Source organism: Protofrankia sp. Cas8, from assembly GCF_963555845.1.
GTDB lineage: Bacteria > Actinomycetota > Actinomycetes > Frankiales > Frankiaceae > Protofrankia.
This window is the reverse complement of record NZ_CAUVXI010000202.1, coordinates 1-871: the sequence shown is the minus strand read 5'-3', so window position 1 is coordinate 871 and position 871 is coordinate 1. Positions and strand designations below refer to the sequence as shown.

The 871-nt window shown below is 67.4% G+C and carries 1 protein-coding gene; it reads left to right on the top strand.

Going from position 1 to position 871, the window contains the following annotated elements; translation table 11 throughout:
- A partial coding sequence (locus U9977_RS22105) for a UvrD-helicase domain-containing protein (protein WP_322751201.1) occupies positions 1-871 on the top strand: 871 nt, incomplete at both ends.

Below are 871 nucleotides of genomic sequence, written 5' to 3'. Positions count from 1 at the left end.
AAGGCACGCCGACCGGGCCGTGGCCGTGCGCTCACCCGCCAGGACCGCGACGCCGTCTGGCGGCTCGCCGAACGGTTCGAAAAGCGCCTTGAGGACAACGGCGTGTGGACCTGGCGTCAGCTCGCCGGCCGCGCGGCACGCCTGGAGTTGGACCGCGAGGTGCAGATCCAGCGGACTTTTGGCCAACGGGAGGTCAGCGGGGAGAGCAGCTCCGGTTCCACCCCGCGCTACCGCTACCGGCACATCGTCGTCGACGAGGCGCAGGACCTCAGCGCCGCGCACTGGAAGATGCTGCGCGCCATGGTCCCCGCGATGGCGGATGACATGTTCCTCGTCGGCGACACCCACCAGCGCATCTACGACAACTACGTCACCCTGGGCAGCCTCGGGGTCAACATCCGTGGACGCTCAGCCAAGCTCACCCTCAGTTACCGAACGACGCGGCAGATCCTGGCCACGGCGTTGGAACTGCTCAGCGGCGAGACATATGACGATCTGGACGGTGGCGAGGAGAACCTTGCCGGATACCGCTCGCTGCTGCACGGTGGCCGCCCGGCGCTGCACGGCGTGGGCACCTGGGCCGAGGAACAGCAGCTGATCAGCCGGCAGATTCAGGCCTGGGGGACTGCGCTCGACGGCTCGATGACCGACGGCTCGATCGCGGTGTGTCTACCGACCAGACAGCTGGCCGGCGAGGTCATTCAACGGCTTTCCGAGGATGGCGTCACCGCCGTCGAGATCGGCCCCGACGGGCCGAAGCAGCATGACGGTGTGCACGTGGGCACGATGCACCGCTTCAAGGGGCTCGAATACCGAAAAATGATCATTGGTGGAGTGGGTGCGGGGCTGGTACCGCGTCGCGGCATCGAGC